Origin of the sequence: Virgibacillus ihumii (assembly GCF_902726655.1) — a bacterium.
In the GTDB taxonomy this organism is placed as follows: Bacteria; Bacillota; Bacilli; order Bacillales; family Amphibacillaceae; genus Lentibacillus; species Lentibacillus ihumii.
Genome location: NZ_CACVAN010000001.1, coordinates 3271515 through 3298415, shown reverse-complemented (window position 1 = coordinate 3298415; position 26901 = coordinate 3271515). Strand labels below are relative to the sequence as shown.

Here is a 26901-nt window from a genome sequence, read left to right as displayed (position 1 = left end):
ACTTTATTTCCAGTACCCTTAAAATAGGTATTTTTTTATTCAACAAAATGGCCCGATTGTGGAATTGTTACAATCCCGATTTTCAACGTACGTAATTGTATCAAACTTTATTATAAATTATCGGACTTTATTCAAAATGATCAATCTTTATTATAAATTATCAAACCTTATTTAAAACCACACCTACCACTTCTCCTTGTTCATTCACTGCAACCCAATACTTTGCATGTAATGTTTCTTTATAAAATTGCGCAAGATTGCCCAGTTGTGGGTCAAAATAGGCTGTTCCTGGAATGTTTAAGTTAAATGATTCCAATGACCGCTGAATAATTTGTTCCATCGTTTGATTGTCCTTGTCTTGTATCTCGCGAATCTGCACTGTTTCATCCCTCGCATCAAATATTTATTAAAACAATTCCTTATCCCACCATATGATCCCCATATCCGTTATTCTCTTTATTGCGTTAATCATCATTTAATAACATGGCCTCTATAATGAGCGAGGTGATGGCCTCTGGATGAATTTCTTCCACCTTTTTTATTTTTATATGTCTCATTGCCTTTCCTGTACCCTGCAATAATTTAGTTGTATCTTTTTCTTGGAGTTTGTTTCCTTTATGAAAACCGAGATTAACGTGTTTTTTGGAAGGCTGCAGATAACAAACTAAACCATTATATGAATAATTGGGCATCGACCATTTATACTCTTCAGTTAGTTCTTGCGAAGATTCAATAATGATTTTCCTTAAAGCAGTTGTAATGTCTTGAATATCTTTCGGCAAACCTGAAATAAACTGGTCAACCTCTTCAATTTTCCTTTTCTTATTATCCATAAAACTCTCCTTTTCATAAGGGTTTGTATTCATACTACTTTAGGTTCCAATAACAAACATTCCATTTTATTATAAATTAAAAAGGACAATACTGAACAAATCAGATTGCCCTTTGATTCACTGACGGTATCTCAAAGTATGAAATCACACATAGGGGATATCACCAAACCATAATATTCCTGATATATCAATCTACTTTTCTTAAAAATTACATTACAAAAAACCTATTAAGACTTTTTAATACTAGAAGTTACCCATTAGGTAAACTTGTATCGCCCTCTCCTTGCTTCGCATTAAATTTCCACTTCAGATTGATGGAGTCCCCCTGATATTGATTTTGTGGCTCACCACTGTCCACAAATTCAAATTGAACAGCAAACAAGTTTGAATCTCCTGCTTTTAATCCAGCCCCATGACCATCAGCTTCTGGATCAAGAACATTTGCTTCTACAAGACTAAGCGGATTTTCTTTAAGTTCCGCCAATGTGGTTTCAAAGACAACTGTATACCCCTTCGTATCATTAATGAGGAAATTCAATTCAATTTGTTCGCCAAAGTCACCAGTATTATCCCCATTTACATCTGTTACTGTATATGCCGTATTCAAGATGATTTCACTCATATCAAGGTTACCTATATTATTTAGTTGAAACTCCCGTACCACTTTGTCGCCAGGCTTCATGTTATCCAAATTAATAATCGTTGATTTATTTGCAGAAAGATCCAAAGTCCCAGCAGCAAAGGTATTATTAGTTACTACTTGATCACTGAAGTAAGCGTATGTTCCACCTCCTACTAATGATAGTCCAAGCGCTGCTGATGCAATGCCTAAACCTAATTTCTTTTTAATTCCCATTTCTTTCCCCTTCCCCTACCTATTCCTGGAACAGGTAATATTTAATATTTTGAACCCCATACGGGGATATCAAGCATCAGTTGATGATACTTCTTCCTTTTTCTTATGCCTGTCTATTTCTTTAAAAGACTTCCAAATCATGATGACAGAATAGATAAGCAGCAAAACGCCCGGCAGGATCACCAATAGTGCGGTGCCCTCTTTCGACTGCGCAAAGTGCATAAAATAGCCAACAAATGGAACCGTAAATCCTGTATAAACAGCTTCAACATTCTCAGGGAGAACTGGTTTAAAATCACGATTGTCATTATTGTCTCCCTTTGTAATATATTTTGTTTGGTTACCCGTACCCTTAACTTCATGGATACGGTGCGTGACAGTTGTTGTTTTGTCTATTTTATAAGTAATCACGTCACCTTTTTTTAATTTGGATGCATTATTAACGGCTTGAACTGCAATAATTGATCCGGTTTGAAAAGTTGGTTCCATCGAACCTGATAAAACTGTCTTAAATTGATAACCAAAAATGCTAGGTTCACCACCAGAGGCTTTTGATGAAATAACAATTAAAACCATAAAAATTAATATGATAAATAAAAAAGCGGTCACTGCACCACTCAACCATTTTTTCAGTGTATGAAATGTCAATTTTCACCCTCACTTTTACGCAATTGCTTTTTATCTTCATTTTCATTTAATTTTTCCCGGTCCTTTTCATCCTGTTTCTTTTCTGCAGACTGATTATTATTGTCTGATTCAGTATTAATAGATTCTTTTGCATCAGGGTCTTTTTTTGCAGTTTCTTTTTCCACGGAAGCTGTCTGGTCCTCCGTTTTCTCTGTTTCATCTTGTTTGACTTTTTTCGTCTTTGTTTGTTCATTGTTTTTTGGGTTATCCTTTTCCTCAGTAATTGTCTGCTTCGTTTCTTTATCGGTTGTTTTTTGCCTATCTTGTTTGACTGGATCCGGGTTCTCCTTCTCCATTTCCCATGTTCCCATCGTAATCGTACCAGATGCTTCTACTGTGTCAGTGAAGTAAGCATTAGTTGGAGTCGTTATATTTATGAAACAAATCAGTGTAATAAAAAGGATAATGCCTAATTGCAGACAAAACATCGAAAGCCAGTGCTTATGTATAAAAGTTTTTAAACGCTTATTTTTAATCGTTATTGATACCTCCCTTATTGCAGGCATAGAGAATGATTCAGTAGTTCCTCTTAACAGTATTCGTCGTTTTATTACAAATTCCTTTTATTTTATTTCAAAAAATTACAAAATGGGTAAATAGTAGCATCTTTTTGCAAAATGTGACTCTGTATGCGGAGTGTGAAAAGCCTTAAGTACCTACTATAAATCCCAAAAGTAAGTGTGGCTGAAACTGAATAATGCTGTATCGCAAACGTCGAATTCTAGAACGAATAAACAGATCTTGCAGCATCTAGCTGTTTTATAGATTTAATAACACATATAAATAAAATAAAAAAGGACGTCTTCGTAAAAGTTAACAGATTCTACGAAGGTGTCTTTTTATTCGCATAAGACTAACACCCATCAAAGACATCCTTGTTGATATTCTTGGTTGGAATATGTTTACTTTTTAAAAAGTCAAATATCGACTTCACCATTGGCTTTGGTCCTGCAATAAAGTACTTGCCATCCCCCTTATTCAAGGTGGTGAACCTATCTATCTCCTGATATAAATCATCCCTCGAATCCAAATAATTAACACTGATTGAAGTATTGTAAGCAATCACATCAAGTTCATCTTTAAAAATAAATGACTTATTGCTATCCAAATAGAGTAGACGTATTGGCCTCTCGATGCCATTTCCATCTGACTCTATTTGTTTTAAAATTGATCTAAATGGTGTGATGCCAATTCCGCCTGCGATGAGAAGGGATGGATTGTCATCTTTTAGATTAAATGACCCTATAGGCCCAGTCAGGTTTATTTTCATTCCCTGTTTCAGTTCCAGCATCGCTTTTTTGAATTCACTTGGATTTTCACTAATACGTGTCGTTATTCTGACTACATTCTCAGTGGGAGCAGATGCGATAGTAAATGGGCGAGTTTTATTTTTTATTTTCTTATGAGTTATCGTAAACAAACCATGTTGCCCAGCTATCCAACTTAAATCGTTCTCTTTTTCAAATAGGAAGGTATAAACACCCTCTGATTCTTTGTAGCTTTCTATGAATAATAAATCTTTTTTCTTAAACATGGATAATGCATCCTGAAATAAACTCATTTTACCGCTCCTTTTGCCTAATTAGAAACCCAATCATACTTTCTAAGGGCTATTCTAATTTTTTATTTCTTACATATTGACAGTTCGACTTGCCATACATATTAAAATTCATGTTTCAAAAGAGTTACTCTTCTATTTCGACTATCATTTTTTTAAGTTCTTCAATCTTATACTTCCAACCATATTTCGCACCGTTGAAAGCTCGATCTTCTTTGTCAAAGCCTGTATGGTCGAGGTGTAAATAGGTTATTCCACCCTCTTCCTTCAATGTCCATGTGACAATAGTTTCTATCGGTCCACCTACCCATGTGTATGATAACTTATGAGGCTCGTCCACTACTAATACTTCACTATCTACAATTAAATCTATTTCCTCATTACGAAACTGACATTTGTATCCGACAACGGGTTTAAAATCATTTTCCATTACCCATTGTGCAAGCGTATCTGAATTTGTTAAGGCTTCCCATACTTTATTAATTGCACACTTAAATTGAAAATCCAATGATATATCTGCCATTATCTATTCCTCCATACATGATATATAAAATTCTAATCATTTAAGCCTTTTCCATCCAAAATTTTCTGCATATATTTTTCAACTCTTGAACTTCGGGTTTTGGATTGTTTGGCTCCTGAAAAATAAAAAAGATATGCTCTTTGTCGTCCGGGTGTCAGCGAGTCAAATGCTGTTTTCAATGCAGGCATTTCATCGAATTTAGCTTGTAATTCTTCAGGAACGGTATATTCAGAGGTTTTTTTGAATTCTACTTCCAACCCGGATTTTTCTACTTCAATAGCATTTTGTATATAGGTTTTTAAGATGTTTTCCTTGTCCATTATTTCTTGAACATTGGTGAACCTGATTTGGCGTGCGGACTGCGTATTCTCCGTTTGTTGAATAAGTATATTATTAGGATCCTTTAACAAGACACCTTTGTGAAACAAAAGAGCACAATATTTTTTAAAGCCGTGAATTAAAACAATATTCTTTCCATCTAACGTATAACACGGGTGCATCCACTTAAAATCTTCTGTTAGCCCGCAATCTAAAACTATTTGTCTTAACTTTTCAAATTCACTCTTCCACTTTTCCTCTTTTCTTAAAAATTCCTCTACCTTTTGACTTGCTGCACTATTTGTCATTCTGAAACACCTTCCTTCGAAGTCACATTCAAGAATAAATCAACCTTAATTTCATTATTTTTGAAATACCCTGTGGTAATCCTGTTATTATCTACTCCTCCAATATATTCTTTAGTAATAACGCTTTTTCATTCCAAAACTTCTCATAAAAAGATAACCAATCTTTCACCTCTTTTAAGGGAGCTGCATTTAGTCGGTATCTTGTTTCTCTGCCTATTTTACGATTGGTTACTAAATCTGCTTCTTTTAAGATAGCCAAATGCTTTGAGACAGCAGTACGGCCCATTTGAAAATGAGAGGTTAATTCATGTAGAGGCAGTTCTTTAGTACTTGCCAACAAATGTATTATTTTTCGTCTTTTTGAATCTGCAATCGCTACAAAAACATCCTGCTTTTGGTCAGTATTTTCCAAGATTTTCTCTCCTTCATTAAAAATAAGACACCTATTAGTGTCTTTTATTATATGACACCATTAAGTGTCTAGTCAACGGTTAGGGCTAAGCCTATGTCTTATGGTTACAACACAAGGACTCATAATGGCTGCACTTGTTGTTCCTAATGCGTTCATTATTACTAACCAAATAAAGCATCGTGTAATCCAAAAGCTATAATTGACCCCTATTATAATTACACCAGCAATCTGATATAATGAAAAAAATGCGGTGATTCTTATGTTAAAATAGCAAAACAATGACCCCAAACGAAAATACGACTGGGTTGACAATCGGTTTTTCCAATTCATTTTCTAATGGTTCATTAAATGCTTAAGCCTATAATAAATCCAATAATAAAGTTAATATGATCCAGACCATTTAGAAGCTATATCATTAATCTTTGTTGCATTGTCACTTGCTTGCTTTATCAGTTGTCATCATTGTTACAACGATTAACACAAGAACCGCTACAGGGAGTGCTACAATTACACTGTTTAATTCAAACGGTTTTGCTAGTACAATCTCCCAAATCAATGTAGTTATGACACCTGCAATCATGGATGAAATACCACCAACCGCATTGACGCGTTCCCAGAAAAAAACGGCCAATAGCGCTGGTGTTAACCCCGCTCCATAAACAGTATATGCATACATTTGAACTGACAAAACCGTTGGGAAAAAGCTTATTAACACATACGATAATGCACCTAAAATCACAATAAATATTTTTGTTATATACAATAATTGCTTATCTGTCGCATCCCTTTTAATAAGTTTATTGACTATATCATACGTCACATTTGTTGCAGCCGATAATAAGTAAGAATTCCCTGTTGTTACAATAAATGCTGTCGCAGCAGCAAGTAGAACACCACCGACAATTGTAGGCATGACAACTGTTGTTGCCATTAGAGCCATTCCAGGAGCAATATCTGGAAACATCGAGCTGGATGCAAAAGCAATAAATGATATGGCAGGTGAAATAAGAACCATCCCTATCAGCCAACCGATTTGTGCCCTTTTAGATGACTTGTCGCCTTTAGACGAAGCAAGCCGTTGATACATATTTTGATCACCTAAAAGTAAAAACAACGACGGTAACAAAAAACCTAACAATTGTACATTGCTTAACGTACTCGTTGCTGTTAAATGTTCAGCTGGTACATTTGCTGTTACTTCATTCCATCCACCTGCAATCACAAAAATCGTTGGAAGGGTTATAAATAATGCAGCAATCGCTAAAAATGCACTCAATGCATCAGTCGGTGCAACAGACTTTAAACCACCAATCGTTGCCAAAAATATAATTAATATTGTACCGATGATGGTGCCCATTCCAACAGACATTCCTGTGGTTAGGTTTAAAATAAAACCGATTCCCTTCATTTGATAGGAGACAATTCCTACAAAGGCTAAAATAATAATTACGCTTGCAATAATACGTGCAGTCGACCCATATTTTGCTTCAAGAATACCCGAAACTGTATATTTCCCAAACTCCCGTATTTTAGGGGCAATTAAATATAAGATCCCGATACCTACTAAGGTTGGAATCATCATCATTAAAGCTGGAATAATTCCATATGAATACGCCATCGAAGTTTCACCGCCTGAAACACTTCCACTGCCAGTCCATGTAGCAAGTAATGTACCGGTTAAGACAATCGTTCCAAGTCCTTTTCCTGCCAGGATGAAATCTTCGCTATTAGAAACCTTCTTTGAATAATAAATACCCAAGATCACCATGATTATGCCATATCCCGCAACAAACCATAATAATGTTGGATTATGTGTAATTTCCACTAATATTCCTCCATTTTTTCTTTTGGTTAGCTTTTACCAAATAAAATATATTCATACCTCAACCTTCTCAGACTGAAATATGCAGAAATGTTATTTTACAGAGTTAAAAACACATAATCCAGAACCTGGCCCAACTAACGAAACAAAGAGCGTCTCTTTATTCCGGATAGGCGCCCAATCGTAATATGGAAAATGAACATAAATGACAGGAGGTTGTTCTAAGCAATAGAAACGTTTTTAAGTATTTCCATACCTGAAAATTATGTCAATAGGTTTGGCCCAAAAATCAATTGTTTGACACAACTATTTATTTTTTTATGTAACGCTAGTGATAATTTCCTGGTGGACAATTAAAAAATAAATATTATTTACCTATTTCGGAAACGCTAAGTTTATTGAAAGGAGGTCCATATGAAAAAGGTTACTTTCGTTTATTGGATAGGTATGTTTATCGCTGTTATTTTTGTAATCTGGGGTGTCGTTTTTCCTGAAAATATCACTACTGTCATGGAAAGTTCAAAGGCCTTTTTAATGGAAAAGTTCGGTTGGTTTTATCTTTTATCGGCTTTTTTCTTTTTAATATTCGCGATTTATTTGATTTTCAGTAAATACGGTAGAGTGAAGTTAGGTCATGACGAGGATAAACCTGAATATAGCCGTGCTTCCTGGATTGCGATGCTATTTAGTGCTGGGATGGGCATTGGTTTGCTATTTTATGGAGTTTCCGAGCCGATTGCACACATGACCACCCCCCCTTTTGGACAAGGTGGAACAACAGAAGCAGCAAAGGTCGCTCTTCGTTTTACTTATTTAAATTGGGGGATTCATGCCTGGGCTATTTATTCTGTCGTGGCATTGGCTTTGGCTTACTTTAAATTCAGGAAAGACGCCCCTGGTTTAATGAGCGCCACATTGTACCCTATCCTTGGCGAAAAAATAAAAGGGCCAATTGGCATTACCGTTGACATCATTGCTGTATTTGCTACGGTTTTTGGAGTGGCAGCTTCACTCGGTCTCGGCGCGGCACAGATTAACGGTGGACTTGCTTATTTAACAGGAATTCCAAATGCCTTCTGGATACAGGTTATTATCATCTTAATCACAACAGCATTATTTATTATTTCAGCAAGTACAGGCATTAACAAGGGGATCAAGTATTTGAGCAATATCAATATGGGGCTTGCGGTAGTGTTGTTCATTCTCTTCCTAATACTTGGGCCGATACAATTTGTCATTAGTATATTGATGACAACGATTGGAGGATATCTGCAAAATTTACCGATAATGTCCTTTCGAATGCCCCCATTTAATCCGGAAAATGCATCATGGGTCCAAAATTGGACAATCTTCTTCTTTGCCTGGTGGATTGCTTGGGCTCCGTTTGTCGGGACCTTTATTGCCCGTATATCAAAAGGACGAACGATTCGAGAGTTTATTGTTGTCGTGATGCTTGTGCCGACTGCTGTCTGTATTCTTTGGTTTGGTGTTTTCGGTGGCACGGCTATTTATTTTGATTTGTACAGTGGGACAAATATTGCGGATAAAAGTCTGGAAACCGCGTTATTTGCAACTTTTAATCAGATGCCATGGAGCAATATTTTATCCGCTATTTCCTTGTTCCTGATCTCAACATTTTTTATCACATCAGCTGATTCCGCTACCTTCGTGTTGGGCATGCAAACAACAAACGGCAGTCTACATCCCCCCAATTTCGTCAAAATAAGCTGGGGAGCCTTCCTGGCTGCATCTGCTCTAATTTTAATGGGAAGAGGTGGTTTGAGCGGACTGCAAACAGCTATCATTGTGAGTGCGCTACCATTAACGGTCATCTTGCTTTTCATGAGTTTATCTATGTTAAAGGTGTTAGGCGAAGAAAACGTTGAAGAAAAAAGACTGGAAAAGAAATTAGAGAAGATCCGAGAGAAAAAGAGACGAAAACAAACAGAGAAAAACCTACAGACTGAATTTGGAACAGACGTAGATATCAAATCAGAAAGAAATAGGAAGAAAAATAAATAACACAATGGGAGTGTAATATTAACTGTGTAAGTAGGAATGCGTACGGTTCTTACTCACACAGTTTTTTTATTTGGTAAAATAGAATTACTAGACTAGAGGAGTGATTTTTATGGCAAAGCCGAAAAGAAATCCTTACTCCGAAGAATTAGCGAACAAGATTATTGAAGAATACCAGCCAAAGTCCGTTGAAGATATGCAGGACGCCCTAAAAGATATATTTGGACCCATGTTTGAATCTATGTTAAAGGGAGAGATGAATCATCATTTGGGGTATGAATCGAATGATAAAGCCGAAAAGGACACAGAGAACAGGCGGAATGGATATGGTAAGAAAAACATTCATACCAGTTCAGGTGCATTGGATATTCAAGTCCCTCGGGATCGTGACGGGTCATTTAATCCAAAACTTATCCCTAAACGGAAAAAGGATGTTTCGGCTATTGAAAGCAAGGTGATAGCCATGTATGCCCGTGGAATGTCCCAACGTGATATCTCCTCCACGGTGGAAGATATCTATGGTTTTTCGGTTTCCCATGACATGGTTTCGGACATTACAGACAGTGTATTACCTGATTTGGAAGAATGGCAGGCGAGGCCTTTAAGTAACTGTTATGCTTTCGTATTTGTGGACTGCATGTATACGACTATCCGGAACCAATATGAGACAAAGAAATATGCCGTCTATACGATTCTTGGCTACACCATGGAGGGAACAAAAGAAATACTTGGGCTATGGCTAAATGAAACAGAAAGCAAGCATAAGTGGATGCAGATTTTTGATGAAATCAAAGCCAGAGGAGTGGAGGACATTTTCTTTATTTCCATGGATGGTGTCAGTGGATTGGAGGAAGGAGCACAAGCCATTTTTCCAAACGTTGTCGTTCAACGCTGCATGGTTCACCTGATACGTAATTCTGTAAAATACGTTCCAAGCAAGGATTATAAGCCATTTACTCAAGCATTAAGAAAGGTATATGGTGCACCAAGTTTAAAAGCTTGTCACAGTGCCTTTGAATCCTTTAAACAACAATGGGCTGCCTATCCGGGGGCGATTGATGTTTGGATACGAAATTTTAATCATGTTGAACAGCTTTATGATTATGGAAGTGCCATACGCAAAGTCATGTATACTACAAACGCCGTAGAAAGTATCCACTCCAGCTTTCGAAAAGTAACGAAAAAAGGAGCATTCCCCAACGAGAATGCCCTGTTAAAACTATTGTTTTTACGAATTCGGGAACTGGAAGACAAATGGGATGGCGGACATCTCCGGAACTGGGCTATGGTTATGAACCAGCTTCTTGTACATGATCATTTCAAAGACAGGGTCTTAAAATATCTTGAGTAAGTTATGACTTACACACTTTATTTGACAAACCCAACACAATAGCAAAATTAAGCCCCCATCCTTCAATATACGAAGGGGGCTTTTCATGTCCAAACCTTAAGAACTAATATTTGATTGCTGCTTCCCAGGATTTTCGGGATAATATTGAATCTATATTAGTATCCCTTTCTACCATTTACCTGAAAGGTCTCTTTCGGGCAATACAGGCTTACAGTTAAAAACCTTAATATAAAAATCAGATAATCTACGCCGGTCTTTTGCAACAATCTGGCCCAATTCTCAAATAAACATGTCACTAAAAAAGACGCTTCCGCAAAAATGAAACACTTTTACGAAAACGTCTTTCTCTATTAAATTTAAAACTACATTCTACTTACTTGTAACATTTTAAGTTTTGCGTAGATGCAAAATCCTGTCATCACAGGCATGAGAGCATGCTTACATCATGCCGCCCATTCCGCCCATGCCACCCATGTCTGGCATGCCGCCGCCTGCAGCGCCGCCTTCTTCTTCAGGAAGGTCTGCTACGACTGCTTCTGTAGTCAGGAACATTGCTGCTACAGATGCTGCGTTTTGCAGGGCATAGCGGGTAACTTTTGTTGGGTCAATGATACCTGCTTTAACCATGTTTTCAAATTCGCCTGCTGCAGCGTTGAAACCAACACCGACTTTTTCGCCTTTCAGACGTTCAACAATGATGGAACCTTCAAGACCAGCGTTGTGAGCGATTTGACGTACCGGCTCTTCCAATGCGCGAAGCACGATTGCTGCACCTGTGGATTCGTCACCGTCAAGTTTCAATTCACCGATTTTGTTTAGTACGTTAACAAATGCCGTACCACCACCGGAAACGATACCTTCTTCAACTGCAGCACGAGTTGAGTTCAGTGCGTCTTCAATGCGTAGTTTGCGCTCTTTTAATTCTGTTTCAGTTGCAGCACCAACTTTGATGACTGCTACGCCGCCTGCCAGTTTAGCAAGACGCTCCTGCAGTTTTTCTTTATCAAATTCAGAAGTTGTTTCTTCAGCTTGGGAACGGATTTGCGTTACGCGCTGAGAAATTGCTTCAGGGTTGCCTGAACCTTCGACGATTGTAGTGTTATCTTTTGTAACAACTACTTTGTTTGCGCGGCCAAGTTGTTCCATTGTAGCGCTCTTCAGATCCAGTCCAAGATCTTCCGTGATTACTTCTGCACCGGTCAATACAGCGATATCTTCCAGCATTGCTTTACGACGATCACCAAATCCAGGTGCTTTAACGGTTACTGCGTTAAATGTTCCACGCAGTTTGTTCAGTACAAGTGTTGCAAGCGCTTCGCCTTCAACATCTTCAGCGATTAGAAGAAGTGGTTTGCCTTGCTGAACAACTTGTTCCAATACAGGCAGTACTTCCTGGATGTTGTTGATTTTTTTATCGGTAATCAGAATGTATGGATCTTCAAGTTCTGCTTCCATTTTATCCTGGTCAGTAACCATATATGGAGAAGCATAGCCACGGTCAAATTGCATACCTTCAACAACTTCCAATTCCGTGTTGAAGCCTTTTGATTCTTCAATTGTGATAACACCGTCATTGCCAACGCGTTCCATTGCTTCTGAAATCAGGCTTCCTACCTCATCGTCACCGGAGGAAACAGATGCAACCTGTGCAATGGATTCTTTGCTTTCGATTGGTTCTGAAATAGTTTGCAATTCTTTTACAGCTGCTTCAACTGCTTTTTCGATTCCACGGCGAATACCTACTGGGTTAGCCCCGGATGTAACGTTTTTCAATCCTTCTGTAATCATGGATTGTGCCAAAACGGTTGCTGTTGTAGTACCGTCACCTGCAACGTCATTTGTTTTGGATGCCACTTCAGATACAAGCTGGGCACCCATGTTTTCGAAATGGTCTTCCAGTTCGATTTCCTTGGCAATTGTCACACCATCATTTGTGATGAGTGGTGAGCCGAACTTTTTATCAAGTACAACATTGCGGCCTTTTGGTCCCAACGTTACTTTTACAGCATTTGCAAGTGTATCCACACCACGAAGCATTGCGCGGCGGCCATCTTCACTAAATTTAATTTCTTTAGCCATATGAAAGTCTCCTCCTTATAATCAGTTCAAAATATTATCTGACATCCATTGTTAGCCGATTACAGCTAAGATGTCATTTTCTCTAAGAATTAAGTATTCTGTGCCTTCATATTTCACTTCTGTCCCGGCAAATTTAGAGAAAATAATCCGGTCTCCATCTTTTACTTCAAGTGCAACCTTTTCCCCATTGTCTGTAACTTTGCCGGAACCTGTTGCAACCACTTTACCTTCCTGTGGTTTTTCCTTTGCAGAGTCTGGGAGTACAATACCGCTTGCCGTTTTTTCTTCCTGTTCAACAAGCTCGATGACAACACGATCTCCTAGTGGTTTAATCATGTGACAACCTCCTTAGTTCATCTCATTTATTTGAATCGTTATTAGCACTCTAAGATGCCGAGTGCTAAACCCAATTATTATAATAAATAATTCAGCATTAAAATGCAAGTATTGGCTTTTAAATTTTACAAATTTTTAATTGTATGTCCACCTGAACCATTCTATTATAACGCGCAGATAAATTATGATAAAATATTTATCAGAGTTTTTCCTTGCAGATTAAATAAGTCTTATCGTAAGCGGAGCTGGGATTTTTACCATAAATCGCTGATGACAGACCCAGTTTTTCTAATATCCGGAAGACGGACTGCATAAACATATAGCAACCTATGAAGTAAAGGGAGTCGTATATTTTGACGAAACGATACTGGTACGTGATTTTAACATATATTTTGATGCAATTTTCCGGGATACTGTTCATCCCGCTCATGTATGTCGCTTTTCCGCTCAGCGAGCAGGAAGCGCTTGTCAGCTGGACCATAATCAGCTTTATAGTTGGACTTGCCATTATTTTATTACTGATGAAACCGGACATGAAAATGCCCCAAAGCAGGGATGCTTCATCACCCGGAATGATGACCGTATGGATTCTGGCTGGTCTCTTTATGGCATATCTGGCACAGGGAATTGCGGCAATGATTGAAACATATGCATTCGGAATCCAGCCTGGTTCAGAAAATACGGAAACGATTATGGACATTGCCAGGGCTGCACCAATATTCATGGTTATCCCGGCATTAATCGCCCCGATTATGGAGGAAATTATTTTCCGGAAAATCATATTTGGAGCATTTTATAAACGGACAAACTTTGTTATTGCTGCATTATTATCCTCGCTCATTTTTGGGATCATACATGGAGAGCCTGAACATATTCTGATTTATGCATCCATGGGATTTGTTTTTGCTTTTCTGTATGTGCAGACAAAGCGGATTATTGTACCGATAATAGTACACATACTGCTGAACTCCATTTCCGTTACGGTTCAGTTTCTTCTTGACCCGGAACAGCTTGAAAACATGATGAAGCAATATGAGCAGATGCAAATGATTTTAATTGGAGGTTAGCTTTTTTATGAAGACTACACCAAAAATGATGTTTTTCGTTTATTTTGTGATGGGTCTTTTGTTTACATTTGTAGCCATCCGAAGTTCCGGCGACACTGTCTGGAATGTCACGACAATCATTCTGGCAGTCGCAGCAACACTGAACTTCGGTGTTAGTCTGCGAATGTTACTGATCCACTTTAAATTAAAGAAAAAAAATAAGTAAGAGCAGCGCCTATTATGCACTGCTCTTTTTTAATTCATTTACCCCTTTCATGACAAACGACACCGGAACCATCACCAATATAAATGTTCCTGCAATCAGAAAAGCCTCGTTCAAGGCCTGCAGTGTCGCCTGCTGCCTGGTGATGTCCAGGGAAAACAACTGCGCCTGCCTGACTTCATAATAGATGGAGAAAAAGACTATTCCGAACGATGAAAATATCTGCCGGATAACATTATTCATTGCTGAACCTTGAGCGACCTTGGGATCGGGAATGGCATTCATCCCAGCTGTTGTTGCCGGCATATTGCTCATTCCGAGTCCGGCACTGCGCAGACAGTTTAAAACCAGGATTATCCAGAATGACGTGGATAATGTGTTGAAACCGAGTGATAATGTAAATCCGCCCAAAATTACCAGACCAGCCGGCACAACGTATTTGGGACCTTTTTTATCCAGCAGTTTCCCCCCAAGCGACATCGATACCCCGCTTAACAGTGCGGCAGGCAAAAATAACAGTCCGGTCTGAATTTCGCTTAAGCCGTATACCTCCTGAATCAACAGCGGAAGTAGAAAAATACCGGAGAACAGCCCGATTGATGCCGTAGCAGTAACCGCGATGGATACAGAATACGTCGGAATACGGAAGATGGACAAATCCAATAACGGCTGCTTCTGCTTCCCTTCATATTTGACAAATATAACAATCAAAATGGCCCCGGCAGCAAACAAACCAATGCTGGTCGGCGACAACAGGAGATCCAATGTTGATCCGCGACCCAGCGCATACAATATGGAAGCAATGCCGGTTGTAATTAGCAGAAAGCCGACAAGATCAAACTTCAGATTGCGGTTTGTTTCAGTCGGTGATAAAAACTTGATAGACATAATAATCCCCGTAATGGCGAACGGAATATTAACCAAAAAGAGAAATGGCCATGGCAAATAACCAATTACCACACCGCCGATAGTCGGCCCGATAGCCGGGGCAACCATTGCTGCCACGCCGTAAATCCCCACTGCAAGGCCTCGCTCATTTTTCGGAAATGCATTAAAAATCAGTGCCATCGCAATCGGCATCATCAGTCCGCCAGCAATTCCCTGAATTGCCCGCGAAATAATGACCATCGCAAGATTCGACGACAGTGCACCGGAAATGGATCCGATCATGAAAATAATCAGTCCGATAATATAAATTTTCTTTTTTCCGAACCGGTCGCCCAAATAACCGGTTAATGGCATTGTCGTTCCCATCGCAACCATAAAGATGGTCAGAATCCAGCTGATTGCTACAGCATCTGCATCGAAAATATCCATCAATGTCGGCAACGTTGGATTCAGCATACTATTGTTTAAAATAACGGTGAACGTACCAAACAAAACGGACATGACAACGAGCCATTTATGATCCAGTTTTTTCATAGTGGTTCCTCCATCACATACTTAGTTCTCTTTATAGTAATCTCCGGATTTTCCGCCCTGTTTGGAAAGCAGATAGGTTTGCCCGATGACCATGCCTTTATCAAGTGCCTTGCACATATCATAAATCGTCAGAGCAGTTGCCGAAGCAGCTGTCAGTGCCTCCATTTCCACCCCGGTGCTCCCTTTTGTTTTAACGAAAGCCTCAATTTTAAGCTCATACCTGTTATCTTCCACGTTCCAGTTAAACGAAATGTCAATGCCTTTTAACTGGAGCGGATGGCACATCGGAATCCAGTCCGAAGTATTTTTGGCAGCCATTATTCCTGCTACCTGTGCAACAGCCAGCACATCCCCTTTTTGTATATCATTGGAATTAATTTTTTCATATATTTCCTTTGTGACAATGATGCTTGAGGCAGCAACAGCGGTCCGTTCTGTTTCACCCTTTTCACTGATATCGACCATTTTAGCCCTGCCTTGTTTATTGAAATGTGTAAACTCTGCCATACGATCACTCCATAATAGTAGCTTTTTAAACCATCTTATCAGAAACAGCAGACGAGTTATATTTTTAAACCCGATTATATTGCCCCTCGTATTCAATGTACGGTACACTTGTGATGAACGAGGTGACATAATGATTATCATGCAGTTAAACGATATATCGAAATCTTTCGGAGCGGAGACCATACTATCCAATATAAAACTCGAAATCAAAGAAAAGGACCGGATTGCCATTGTCGGCCGGAATGGTTCCGGAAAGTCGACCTTGCTGAAAATTATGGCGGATGAACTTTCACATGATGAAGGTGAAATTTTTAAACCAAAAGGACTTACGACAGGCTATTTATCCCAGCATACCAGTCTCGAATCAGGTCAATCCATTTGGGAGGAAATGGCCGAAGTGTTTCATCACCTGAAAGAGCAGGAGAAGGCACTGCGGAACATGGAAAAAAGGATGGAGAATGTTGCCGCCTATACGGATGAACAATATGAACAGCTGCTGCTGGATTATGACAAATTGCAGCAGACGTTTGATTCTGATGGCGGTTACCGTTACGAAGCAGATATTAAAGCCGTACTGACCGGGCTTCATTTTCACGAATATGATTACAATACACCAATTACAGAATTGAGCGGCGGACAGAAAACCAGGCTTGCGCTTGGGAAGCTGCTGTTAAAAAAGCCTGACTTGCTGATTCTGGACGAACCGACAAACCACCTGGATATTGATACACTGACATGGTTAGAAAACTATCTAGCGGGTTACCCCGGTGCTGTCGCAATCGTTTCGCACGACCGGTATTTCCTTGATAAGACAGCATCGATTGTTTATGAAATTTCCCGGCATAAAGCCAAAAAATATATTGGCAGCTACAGCAAATTTCTGGAGCAAAAAGCAGCTGACTTTGAAAAAGAGATGAAAGAATACGAGAAACAGCAAACTGAAATAAAAAAAATGGAAGATTTTATCCAGAAAAATATTGTCCGGGCATCTACAACCAAGCGTGCACAAAGCAGGCGAAAACAGCTGGAGAAAATGGAAAAACTCGATAAGCCAAAAGGCGATGAATCATCCGCATCGTTTTCCTTTCAAGTCAGTAGGCGCAGCGGGAATGATGTGTTGAAAATTGACCATTTGGGATTCCGTTATGACAAAGATCGGGTTTTTTCCGATGTTACGTTCCATGTCAATCGAGGCGAACGAATCGCCCTGGTTGGTCCAAACGGAGTCGGAAAAACAACCCTGCTTAAAGCGATCCTGGGAACACTTGAACCTTCAGCAGGCACGATTCAAATCGGCACCAATGTGGAAATCGGCTATTACGACCAGGAACAACAGACATTATCATCCAATAAAACGATCCTGCATGAACTTTGGGACGAGCATCCGATGGTTGATGAAAAAGATATCCGCACTGTTCTGGGCAACTTTTTATTCAGCGGTGATGACGTCCTAAAAAATATCCCGGCCTTAAGCGGTGGTGAAAAAGCACGGCTATCACTGGCCAAGTTAATGATGCAAAAGGCAAATCTTCTCGTCTTGGATGAACCAACCAACCACCTGGACATTGATAGTAAGGAAGTACTTGAAGCTGCGCTGATGGATTTCCCCGGGACGATTATCTTTGTTTCCCATGACCGTTATTTCATCAATAAAATCACCGATCAGGTTGTGGAAATGCAGCAGGATGGATCCACGGTTTATTTAGGCGATTATGACTATTATGTTGAGAAGAAGCAGGAAGAACAGGAACTAACGCGACTTCGCGAGGAAGAAATGCTTATTCATAAGCAGGATGATCGGAAGGCAAACATTAAAGAGGAAAAAGCCATCCGCAGTGAGGAGCGGAAACGAAAACGGCAGATCGCTAGCCTGGAAAATGCTATTGAAAAGCTGGAAGGCGAATTGGCAGAAGTGGAACAAAAAATGACCGAACCCGAAAATTTTCAGGACCATGAAAAAGCAATGGAACTGACCAAACAATCCGGTGAACTGAAGCAGGAAATTGAACAGTTAATGGAAGAATGGACTGCCTTGCAGGAATAATCAGTATTTACAAAGCTTTGTCAGGAACCATTTTTCCGACTGGGGGCTTTTTGTCTTGTAACGCGGCAGGTTATCTGTTATAGTAAGTTTAATAAAATAATTTCTTACCTCAATATTATTGAAGTGAGGATAGAGGATGCAAAGACCATCAGTACACAATAAGAGGATGATGAGGTCCGGGGATGATTGTGGAAAGGGGAATTTGCCGAAGCTGAAAGTAACTCATATTCTTGAAGCTGGGACTGTATTGAATAAATGCAGGACTGTCATGTAGGAGACTATGTGGTGGGCTATCATGCGCGGAAACACTTTTTCATACTATTTGTTTCTACTGCAGCAGCGATGCCCTCGTTGTTGCTTTTTTGCGTTTACATTTAGGCCCTGACCATCTTTCATTTAAAAATTATGAGAAGGATGTGAAGTGATGAATTTTGGCCAAGTTTTAACAGCAATGGTTACCCCATTTGATCAAAATGGAGAGGTTGATTTTAACGCGGCAAGATCATTAGTCAATTATTTAATTACTAACGGTTCAGATGGATTAGTTGTAGCCGGTACTACTGGAGAAAGTCCAACATTAACGACAGAGGAAAAGCTGGACTTATTCAGATGTGTTGTGGAAGCTGCAGATGGAAGAATTCCGATTATTGCCGGAACCGGATCCAATAATACAAAAGCTTCCATAAACTTAACAAAGCAGGTGGAACAAATAGGTGTTGATGGTATTATGCTTGTAACACCGTACTATAATAAACCATCGCAGGAAGGGCTGTTTCAGCACTTTAAGGCAATAGCAGATGCCGCATCTTTACCTGTTATGCTTTATAACATACCGGGACGAAGTGTTGTCAATATGTCTGTTGAGACGATTGTTCGTCTATCAGCGATTGACAATATCGTTTCGATAAAAGAAGCTGGCGGTAACTTGGATGCCATGGCAGAAATTATCAGTCAAACCCCCAATGATTTTACATTGTACAGTGGTGATGATGGATTCGCCTTGCCGGTTCTTTCGATTGGCGGTGCCGGCGTTATTTCCGTTTCGTCGCATATTATCGGCAATGAAATACAACGAATGGTTCAAAACTTTAACAACGGAAATGTTCAGGAGGCGGCTGCCATCCACCGAACTTTGCTTCCGGTTATGAAGGCTTTATTTGCTCAGCCGAGTCCTTCGCCGGTGAAAGAAGCATTAAACATGAAAGGAATCCATGTCGGGGACGTTCGGCTGCCGATGATTCCGTTAAATGATGCTGAAAAACATGAACTGCGGCGGATTCTACAATACAATATAGATAAAGCGAGTTAATTCGTCATGACATTAGAAAAACTTCGGCATTCGCATTGTCTTTTAGCGAGTGCCGAAGTTTTTCTTATAAGGTCTACCATAATTTATATTTTATGACGTTAGAACAAAGCAAACCACGGCAGAAAGTTAATTTTTTCCCGCCTTGGTTTTTTATATGTTGGCGTTACCCTCCAGTGTGTGTCTGATTTTATTGTCGGGGACTGATAAACTCAATGAATAAATTATTCTGCGGGGTGGACACTATACATAACTATTTTTCTGGAGGAATCGTATTCATGGCCAACAAATCTGTTGTTAAACTGACATCTGCCGAGATATCACAGATCTGGGCATCATATCAAAATGACACGGCATCCATCTGTATTCTTAAATATTTTTTAAAAACGTGCGAAGACCCTGATACAAGTGAGATTTTGGATTATGCTTTAAAATTATCCCAGGAACATGTCGTGAAAATGACGGCTATATTCGACGGGGAAAGTTACCCGGTTCCAGCCGGTTTTTCAGAAAACCACGATTTAAATATAGAAGCACCAAGACTTTTTTCCGACCAGTATTTACTCCATTTCATGTTTCAGATGTCCCAAATATCACTTAATTCGTACAGTGTTGCTAAGTCATTAGCGGTTAGAGCTGATGTTGATACATATTTTGATGAATGTCTGAAAGAAGCTATGAAATTAAACACAATGGCAAAACAGACTTTATTTTCAAAAGGACTCTTTATCCGCTCTCCTTACATCCCTTATCCAGAGAAAATTGATTACGTTAAAAAGCAATCCTTCCTGACGGGATGGTTCGGTGAGAGACGGCCGCTCCTGTCATTGGAAATCGCAAACCTGTTTGGTAATTTTCAGCGTAATGCTTTGGGTATTGCTACATTGGTGGGATTCAGTCAAATTGCAGAAACTAAAAAGGTGGGGCAATTTTTTACACGAGGAAAAGAAATTGCTGAAAAACACAATGAAATATTCGGATCCATTTTGCGTGAAAATAACTTGCCTGTGTCAATGTCTTCTGATACATTTGTGACCGAATCCAAGGTTTCCCCGTTTTCTGACAAGATGATGTTGTTTATCGTGACTGCTTTAATTGGTCTGGGGGTTGGCTATTACGGAACAAGTATTTCCACTACGCTCAGACGTGATCTAACAGTACATTATGACCGGCTAATCCATGAAATCCTGAAATTTTCCGAAGATGGGGCTAACCTGCTTATTGATCATGGATGGATGGAGGAACCTCCCCGGGCTAGTGACCGGAACGAACTGACAAACTAGTGAACAAATCACCACTCAGCTTTGCTTGAAATAGGAGCTTCTCACTTCCACGAAGAAAACAACTTTTCATCCCCATGATCTAAAGCCAATTCATCTTCCATCCTATTCATTGGGCTAGACCTTTCACATTCCTTTGGGATGAAGACTTCATGGCTGCGTTCATTAAGGTGAAAATAAAGCTGATCGAAAGGGTTATTTTGGCAAATAACCCTTTGTAATATCAAGACACGATGATCAAGAACTATTCAGCACTGAGGGCAATTTTGATTAACACCTTTTAGCATTCCACTTCCCCGTTTTCTTTGGCAGCAAGAAAATAGAGTTATTCAGATAATCCACAGACATATACACAAGCAAAAGGCTTTTTCACCCTTCTCCCAAAAAGTTATACACAATATCCACAGTTATCCACCGAGTTATTCACAATTTTTGTCCACACGCGAAATATATTTTCAGATTGGCTTCGCATAAAATATCCACTGCCCTGTGGATAATAAGTGGGGATATCATTTTAAAATAAGGGACGGGTTTGCATTTAAATCCCAGCCGGATCTTTTACCATGTTGATACGCAATAAAACCTGCTGCACCAATCATTGCAGCATTATCTGTACACAACTTTAATGGCGGAATCAAAAGCGGAATTTCCGTATCAGCAAATTTCCTGTCAAGTTCGGTACGAAGCCCATTATTGGCTGCCACACCCCCAGCCACAATCACCTGTTTTACATCATATTTTTTAGCAGCCTCAACCGCTTTTGTGCTTAGTACATCAGTAACGCTTGCCTGAAAGCTGGCAGCAATGTCCTGCTTCTTCAATTTTTCACCACGTTGCTTTGCATTGTGAATTGTGTTAATAACGGACGATTTTAACCCGCTGAAACTGAAATCAAAGCTGCCTTCCTCAAGCCATGCACGTGGAAAATTAATATTTTCTTCTCCGCCTGCAGCCAGTTTATCCACATGCGGTCCGCCCGGGTACGGTAAATCAAGCATCCTTGCTACTTTATCATATGCCTCGCCTGCTGCGTCATCACGTGTCTCGCCAATTACTTCAAAGTGTCCATGCTCCTTCATAAGGACAAGCTCCGTATGGCCGCCGGATACGATCAGCGCCATCAGTGGAAACTCAAATTCCCGTTCAAGTCGGTTGGCATAAATATGACCGGCAATATGGTGAACGCCGACTAACGGTTTTTGTTTGGCAAAGGCAAGTGCTTTCGCTGCATTCACACCAATCAACAATGCCCCGACCAGGCCGGGCCCCTCAGTAACTGCAATCGCATCAATGTCATCCCATGTCAATCGCGATTCCGCAAATGCCTCTTCCAGTACAATCGTTATTTGTTCCACATGGTGGCGGGAAGCAATTTCCGGGACAACACCGCCAAATCGTTTATGACTGTCAATTTGTGATGCCACCACATTGGAAATAATCTCCCTGCCGTTTTTGACGATGGCAACCGCTGTTTCGTCACAGCTCGTTTCAATTGCAAGTATTAACGTGTCTTTCTTCATGATAAATTCACCCACATTACAATAGCGTCTTCCTGATTATCGGTATAATAATTTTTTCGGATGCCGCCGGGGACAAGTCCGAATTTCCGGTACATCCGCTGGGCGGCAACATTCGATTCACGCACTTCCAATGACAGCCGTTTTGCCCCCATTAAAACAGCCTGTTCCATTGTATAATAAAATAATTGTTGCCCAAATTTTTGCCCGCGATATGCCGGAGCAATCGCAATATTGGTAATCTGGGCATCATCAATTACCAGCCACATCCCGGCATAACCGACAATTTTCCCGTCTGCTTCGACAACATAATAGTGCGCATAATGGTTATTGGCAACTTCCTGCAAAAAAATATCCTTCGGCCACGGGGCTGCATAAGAAGCCGTCTCCACCTGCATAACCTCCTGTGTATCTGATAGCTTCATCTCACGAATAATCAGCTCACCCATTTTGCTGCTTTCCTTTCTGTGACTTCAGCCAATTGGCTTCCGCTTCAGCCAGTCTGATGTAATTTGGCACCAATGTATGGGTTTCGTCAGGCTGTTTATTCATACCGGCAAACGCTAAATGTGCCGGGTTCGGTAAATGTGCCGAGCCATCCGGGATGATTGCGTGTCCGCCAAGGTATTGTTCAATTGTCTTCCGGTGCAGGCTTATATCCTGACTCAGGAACATGATGTTTTCTTGTGGAAGGGTCCGCAGCCATTCCTCCATCAATATATTTTGCTCTTCTATAACCTGGACAATTTTGTTGGTTTGCCATTGGTATAGCCCGGTGTAGACCAATCCGCGACGGGCATCAAAGAATGGACAGATATATGAATTGAAAAAACGCCCTTGATAGGCAAGTGCTTCCAGACTTGATACACCAACCACCGGAATGTTCAATGCCCAGGCCATTGATTTAGCTGTTGTCAGCCCAATCCGCACACCCGTATACGAACCCGGACCTTTGGCTGCAACAATTCGGTCCAGCTGATCTGGTGTCATATTCACGTCCCGCATCAGTTGATCAATTGCAGGCATCAGACGCACCGAGTGATTTTTTTTTATATTCGTTACAGCTTCACCCAGCAACTCGCCATCCTTAAGTAACGCAATGCCTAATATTTGATTTGATGTGTCTATGGCTAGTACATTCATTCGTTTGACTCCTTACGTTTAACTCGTTATTTCGGCAGTAATGCTTTCATAATGTAAACCTTTCGGGAAAAATTCCAGACGTCTTGTATGATCATCAAGATGCGTCAGTTTAATATCCAACCGTTTTGCTGGTAAAAATTCATCAATGAAACGAGCCCATTCCACCACGGAAATTCCCTCGCCATGAAAATATTCCTCAAAACCGATATTTTCATCGGAATCTTCCAAGCGATATACATCCATATGATAGAAAGGAAGTTCCCCTTCATACTCCTTTATAATCGTATATGTAGGGCTGTTGACATTCCGCTTTACGCCGAGTCCTGTGGCAATCCCCTGCGCAAATGCGGTCTTCCCCGCACCAAGGTCGCCTTCCAAGGTAATCACATCACCCGGCTTAAGCAGTAATGCCAGACGCTCTCCTGCCCGCTTGGTTTCAGCAGCCGAATGTGTATCAAATTGATGCAAACTCATCTTCTCACCTGCTTTTAAATACTTAGTTGTTATTTTTTACTAAAGAAAAGCTTACGAAAGCGTTTTATGCTTTCTTAGAAGCTCTTATGAGCGTCAGTATAAGCCTTTAGGTGACAACCATAATTGAACTATGCAGATGGAAAATTATTTCCTAATCTGCCAAATGTGTATAACCCTTTTTCTCCAAAGGTTTTCTCTGATTATTCCGGTCAATGATAAAAACGCTGTGCTGATCAGGTCCCTTGCTTTGTTCAACAAAACCAACTTGAGTCAATGGCGTATCCGTATTGCGGGCAATATCTGATAACCTTTCCCAATCACGTTGCGATACGGTGCCAACCAGTTCAAAGTCCTCTCCGCCAAACAGTTTCCATTCATACTGCTGTTTCCTGGAAAACTGCCCGAATGACGAACTGGTAGGAATCTGTTCCTCATAAAGGACAATATCCACCTTTGAAGCCTCCGCGATCTCAGCTGATTCATTGGCAATTCCATCGCTTATATCATTTAAAGCTACTCTTTTCAGGTTTGATAACCCGACAGAAAAGTCGACCCTCGGAAGTGGTTTACGGTGCCTGTCATAAAAATACGATTCATTTTCATACAATCCGGGATTTGTCAGCATATGAAGCCCGGCACGGGAGTCACCAAGATAACCAGTAGCAAAGACGATATCTTGTTCTTCGGAAGTACTCCGAAATCTGGCCTGATTCGTATTTGCATAGCCAATTACCGTAACCGAAACAGATAAAACAGGGCCCGATACAGTATCCCCGCCAATCAAATCCATATGATGCCGGGCAGCCATCGCTTTCATGCCCTTATATACCTCATCCAGTTCATCGGAAGACCATGTCGTGGGAATGATCATCGAAACCAGATAAAACGCAGGTGTTGCTCCCATAGCCGCCAGATCACTCACATTCGCTGCAACCGAACGAAACCCGATGTGAAACGGTGCCATCGTGGACCGTGCAAAATGAACATCCTCTACGAACGTATCGACGGCTGTTATGACATCTTTATATGGCTGACGAAAAACTGCCGCATCATCCCCGATTCCCTTAACGATTGACGGCTGTTTATACGTATGCTGCTTTATTGAGTTGATAAAGGAGAATTCATCCATCATTATCACCACTTTTTTCATAGCTATGTTTATGATAGCAAAAAGTGCTGTAAAAGAAAAAAATTATAAGTGCAGATGTAGTTGGTTTGGGTGGTTTCACAATTGTTTTCGGGCAGGGCCGATTTATTTTATCAGGAATTCAATTGATTTTTGGACTTCCTTGATGGTTTTGATATGAGCCCGATCGACTTTAGGGCTATCTCGATCGTCCGTCAGGTCAACTCGATCGTTTTTAGACTGACCTTGATTAACTAGAACATTACTTAATTGACCTGAACATAATTACAGCAATTAACGTTTCTTTATGTACATTCTTCCTCTCAATTAGCGTGGACCCGATTTGCAATCCTATACAAATATTACAGAGTAGAGTAGGAGGAGGGCTTTCGCCCTCCGACCCCTCGTCAAACCGGACGTGCAGATTTCCCGCATCCGGCTTTCACTTCGTCAGTTCCCCATTTCCGGGAATGAGTTGTTACTTTATTTCACTCACGAATTAGGAACGTTTGGTGAGTAAGCTGACCATTGAAACCAATCCCGCTTGTGCTAACACTTTATTGGGTATGCGCCAATTCGACTCCATGGAACGCTTTTTCCTCATATAAGCTCGCACCCTCATTCGAATCCATTCATCCAGACGTTCGAATTTCTTTTTGACATTTCCTATCCTGAAGTAATTGGCAAATCCCCGAATGACTTCATTCAGTTTGTGAATCACTTCTACCAGACTCTTACCTTGTTGTCTTCTTGATAGATGCCTTATTTTATCTTTAACCTTTCGGGCTCTTTCATCTGGAAGGACTAGATAGTCTTTCCAGAAATGAAACCCCAGAAAACGAAATCCTTCATCAAAATGAACGACTTTCGTCTTTTCGGGATGCATCGTAAGCTTTAAATTGCCTTCCAATATCTCTTCAGCTGCTTTATACGCTCGATTAGCTTTTATCTTCGTTTTACAGAAAATAATCGCATCGTCCGCGAAACGTACAACTGGAAATCCTTGTTGGTTCATTTTCCAATCAAATTCATCCAAATAGACATTCGCCAATAACGGTGATATGACCCCTCCCTGAGGAGAGCCGGAAGTCGTGTCATAGAACCGATCGTCTTCCATGACACCTGCTTTTAACCACATTTCAATCAAATCAAGTATTCGCCCGTCGGCGATTTTTGTTTTGACTTTTTCCATCAATAAGTTATGCGGGATATTATCGAAATACGATTGGATATCCAAATCCACCACGTATTCATACCCATTCTTCTTCGCACGTCTTACGACGTCCACTGCCTGATGTTGGGAATGTCCCTTTCGAAACCCATAACTGTGTGGATAAAAGTCCCGGTCAAACAAGGGTTCCATCATTTGCCGTACGGCTTGTTGGATGATTCGGTCCCTTACAGTGGGGATGCCCAGCGGTCGTTTCTTTTTGCCGTCCCCTTTTGGGATATAGTGACGTAGTACCGGTTCCGGTCGATAACGCTGTTGCTTCAAAAGCCGTTGGACTTCTCTAAGATTTTGTTCCAACTGCGCCTCAAACCATAGGATGGTTTCACCATCTACCCCGGCGCTACCTTTATTGGTCTTAACGGCATTCCATGCATCGTACAGGTTACTCATGCGGTACACCTTATCAATGATGGAATAAAATTTGCGCTTTGGTCGCATATTCATCACCACCTTCGCGCTTACTCACCACATTGGTCTTAT

27 protein-coding genes and 1 riboswitch are annotated in these 26901 nt (G+C 40.3%); of the genes, 7 read left to right on the top strand and 20 right to left on the bottom strand.

From position 1 onward, the window contains the following. Positions 1-160: 160 nt before the first annotated feature. From HUX68_RS16285 to HUX68_RS16240, 10 genes are all read right to left on the bottom strand, one after another. On the bottom strand, positions 161-340 hold the full coding sequence (locus tag HUX68_RS16285) for a hypothetical protein (RefSeq protein WP_174615783.1): 180 nt from the start codon (positions 338-340) through the stop codon (positions 161-163). 124 nt (positions 341-464) lie between these two features. Next, positions 465-833, bottom strand: coding sequence for a DUF1801 domain-containing protein (locus tag HUX68_RS16280; protein WP_174615782.1), 369 nt, complete (start codon positions 831-833; stop codon positions 465-467). Positions 834-1083: 250 nt separating this feature from the next. Further along, positions 1084-1689 carry a TasA family protein gene (locus HUX68_RS16275; protein WP_174615781.1) on the bottom strand — a complete coding sequence of 202 codons (606 nt, stop codon included), beginning with the start codon at positions 1687-1689 and terminating at the stop codon, positions 1084-1086. Positions 1690-1758: 69 nt separating this feature from the next. Further along, a complete protein-coding gene (gene sipW / locus HUX68_RS16270) occupies positions 1759-2337 on the bottom strand; it encodes a signal peptidase I SipW (RefSeq protein ID WP_246206707.1) in 579 nt (192 codons plus the stop codon). Then, positions 2334-2804: a SipW-dependent-type signal peptide-containing protein gene (locus tag HUX68_RS16265; RefSeq protein WP_174615780.1), complete on the bottom strand. Its 471-nt coding sequence runs from the start codon at positions 2802-2804 to the stop codon at positions 2334-2336. Before HUX68_RS16265 ends, sipW begins: the two co-directional genes overlap by 4 nt. Positions 2805-3229: 425 nt before the next feature. Next, positions 3230-3937, bottom strand: a complete 708-nt coding sequence (locus HUX68_RS16260; protein WP_174615779.1) for an FAD-dependent oxidoreductase — start codon at positions 3935-3937, stop codon at positions 3230-3232. A gap of 124 nt (positions 3938-4061) precedes the next feature. After that, the gene (locus tag HUX68_RS16255) at positions 4062-4457 is read right to left on the bottom strand and encodes an SRPBCC family protein (protein ID WP_174615778.1); all 396 of its coding nucleotides are present in this window, start codon (positions 4455-4457) and stop codon (positions 4062-4064) included. A gap of 32 nt (positions 4458-4489) precedes the next feature. After that, positions 4490-5083 carry a YdeI/OmpD-associated family protein gene (locus HUX68_RS16250; RefSeq protein ID WP_174615777.1) on the bottom strand — a complete coding sequence of 198 codons (594 nt, stop codon included), beginning with the start codon at positions 5081-5083 and terminating at the stop codon, positions 4490-4492. Between the two features lie 91 nt (positions 5084-5174). After that, positions 5175-5495 carry an ArsR/SmtB family transcription factor gene (locus tag HUX68_RS16245; RefSeq protein WP_174615776.1) on the bottom strand — a complete coding sequence of 107 codons (321 nt, stop codon included), beginning with the start codon at positions 5493-5495 and terminating at the stop codon, positions 5175-5177. Positions 5496-5928: 433 nt separating this feature from the next. Beyond that, on the bottom strand, positions 5929-7320 hold the full coding sequence (locus HUX68_RS16240) for a sodium:solute symporter family protein (RefSeq protein ID WP_174615775.1): 1392 nt from the start codon (positions 7318-7320) through the stop codon (positions 5929-5931). 411 nt (positions 7321-7731) lie between these two features. Between HUX68_RS16240 and HUX68_RS16235 the strand changes: the two genes are divergently transcribed. Beyond that, positions 7732-9339, top strand: coding sequence for a BCCT family transporter (locus tag HUX68_RS16235; RefSeq protein WP_174615774.1), 1608 nt, complete (start codon positions 7732-7734; stop codon positions 9337-9339). 109 nt (positions 9340-9448) lie between these two features. Continuing rightward, positions 9449-10687 carry an IS256 family transposase gene (locus HUX68_RS16230; RefSeq protein ID WP_425509501.1) on the top strand — a complete coding sequence of 413 codons (1239 nt, stop codon included), beginning with the start codon at positions 9449-9451 and terminating at the stop codon, positions 10685-10687. Between the two features lie 438 nt (positions 10688-11125). Here HUX68_RS16230 and groL read toward each other — a convergent pair whose 3' ends face one another. Continuing rightward, a complete protein-coding gene (groL, locus tag HUX68_RS16225) occupies positions 11126-12766 on the bottom strand; it encodes a chaperonin GroEL (RefSeq protein WP_174615773.1) in 1641 nt (546 codons plus the stop codon). A gap of 51 nt (positions 12767-12817) precedes the next feature. Beyond that, complete coding sequence (gene groES, locus HUX68_RS16220) at positions 12818-13102, bottom strand: co-chaperone GroES (RefSeq protein ID WP_174615772.1); 285 nt, start codon at positions 13100-13102, stop codon at positions 12818-12820. Positions 13103-13455: 353 nt separating this feature from the next. Between groES and HUX68_RS16215 the strand changes: the two genes are divergently transcribed. Beyond that, the gene (locus tag HUX68_RS16215) at positions 13456-14169 is read left to right on the top strand and encodes a CPBP family intramembrane glutamic endopeptidase (RefSeq protein ID WP_174615771.1); all 714 of its coding nucleotides are present in this window, start codon (positions 13456-13458) and stop codon (positions 14167-14169) included. A 7-nt stretch (positions 14170-14176) separates the two neighbouring features. Beyond that, the gene (locus tag HUX68_RS16210) at positions 14177-14374 is read left to right on the top strand and encodes a YdiK family protein (protein ID WP_174615770.1); all 198 of its coding nucleotides are present in this window, start codon (positions 14177-14179) and stop codon (positions 14372-14374) included. Between the two features lie 12 nt (positions 14375-14386). Here HUX68_RS16210 and HUX68_RS16205 read toward each other — a convergent pair whose 3' ends face one another. Both HUX68_RS16205 and moaC read right to left on the bottom strand, forming a co-directional pair. Beyond that, on the bottom strand, positions 14387-15793 hold the full coding sequence (locus HUX68_RS16205) for an MDR family MFS transporter (RefSeq protein ID WP_174615769.1): 1407 nt from the start codon (positions 15791-15793) through the stop codon (positions 14387-14389). A 21-nt stretch (positions 15794-15814) separates the two neighbouring features. Next, positions 15815-16300, bottom strand: a complete 486-nt coding sequence (gene moaC, locus HUX68_RS16200; RefSeq protein WP_174615768.1) for a cyclic pyranopterin monophosphate synthase MoaC — start codon at positions 16298-16300, stop codon at positions 15815-15817. Between the two features lie 130 nt (positions 16301-16430). Here moaC and HUX68_RS16195 point away from each other — a divergent pair, with 130 nt between their 5' ends. The 3 genes from HUX68_RS16195 (at position 16431) to HUX68_RS16185 (ending at position 20933) form a co-directional block, all read left to right on the top strand. After that, positions 16431-18344, top strand: coding sequence for an ABC-F family ATP-binding cassette domain-containing protein (locus tag HUX68_RS16195; RefSeq protein WP_174615767.1), 1914 nt, complete (start codon positions 16431-16433; stop codon positions 18342-18344). A gap of 122 nt (positions 18345-18466) precedes the next feature. Then, positions 18467-18645: riboswitch (Lysine riboswitch) on the top strand. Between the two features lie 123 nt (positions 18646-18768). Next, positions 18769-19653, top strand: a complete 885-nt coding sequence (gene dapA, locus HUX68_RS16190; RefSeq protein ID WP_174615766.1) for a 4-hydroxy-tetrahydrodipicolinate synthase — start codon at positions 18769-18771, stop codon at positions 19651-19653. 275 nt (positions 19654-19928) lie between these two features. Continuing rightward, entirely contained in the window at positions 19929-20933 is a 1005-nt protein-coding gene (locus HUX68_RS16185) for a DUF3231 family protein (protein WP_174615765.1), read from the top strand. Between the two features lie 506 nt (positions 20934-21439). On the opposite strand, the gene tsaD is transcribed toward HUX68_RS16185, so the two are convergent. From tsaD to ltrA, 6 genes are all read right to left on the bottom strand, one after another. Further along, entirely contained in the window at positions 21440-22450 is a 1011-nt protein-coding gene (tsaD, locus tag HUX68_RS16180) for a tRNA (adenosine(37)-N6)-threonylcarbamoyltransferase complex transferase subunit TsaD (protein WP_174615764.1), read from the bottom strand. Next, positions 22447-22896, bottom strand: a complete 450-nt coding sequence (gene rimI / locus HUX68_RS16175) for a ribosomal protein S18-alanine N-acetyltransferase (protein ID WP_174615763.1) — start codon at positions 22894-22896, stop codon at positions 22447-22449. The genes tsaD and rimI overlap by 4 nt, the downstream gene beginning before the upstream one ends. Then, positions 22889-23590: a tRNA (adenosine(37)-N6)-threonylcarbamoyltransferase complex dimerization subunit type 1 TsaB gene (gene tsaB, locus HUX68_RS16170; RefSeq protein ID WP_174615762.1), complete on the bottom strand. Its 702-nt coding sequence runs from the start codon at positions 23588-23590 to the stop codon at positions 22889-22891. Before tsaB ends, rimI begins: the two co-directional genes overlap by 8 nt. An 18-nt stretch (positions 23591-23608) precedes the next feature. Next, complete coding sequence (gene tsaE / locus HUX68_RS16165; protein ID WP_174615761.1) at positions 23609-24064, bottom strand: tRNA (adenosine(37)-N6)-threonylcarbamoyltransferase complex ATPase subunit type 1 TsaE; 456 nt, start codon at positions 24062-24064, stop codon at positions 23609-23611. A 151-nt stretch (positions 24065-24215) separates the two neighbouring features. Then, positions 24216-25196: a thiamine-phosphate kinase gene (thiL, locus tag HUX68_RS16160; protein ID WP_343033665.1), complete on the bottom strand. Its 981-nt coding sequence runs from the start codon at positions 25194-25196 to the stop codon at positions 24216-24218. A gap of 493 nt (positions 25197-25689) precedes the next feature. Next, positions 25690-26859, bottom strand: a complete 1170-nt coding sequence (ltrA, locus tag HUX68_RS16155; protein ID WP_174615760.1) for a group II intron reverse transcriptase/maturase — start codon at positions 26857-26859, stop codon at positions 25690-25692. Positions 26860-26901: the final 42 nt, after the last annotated feature.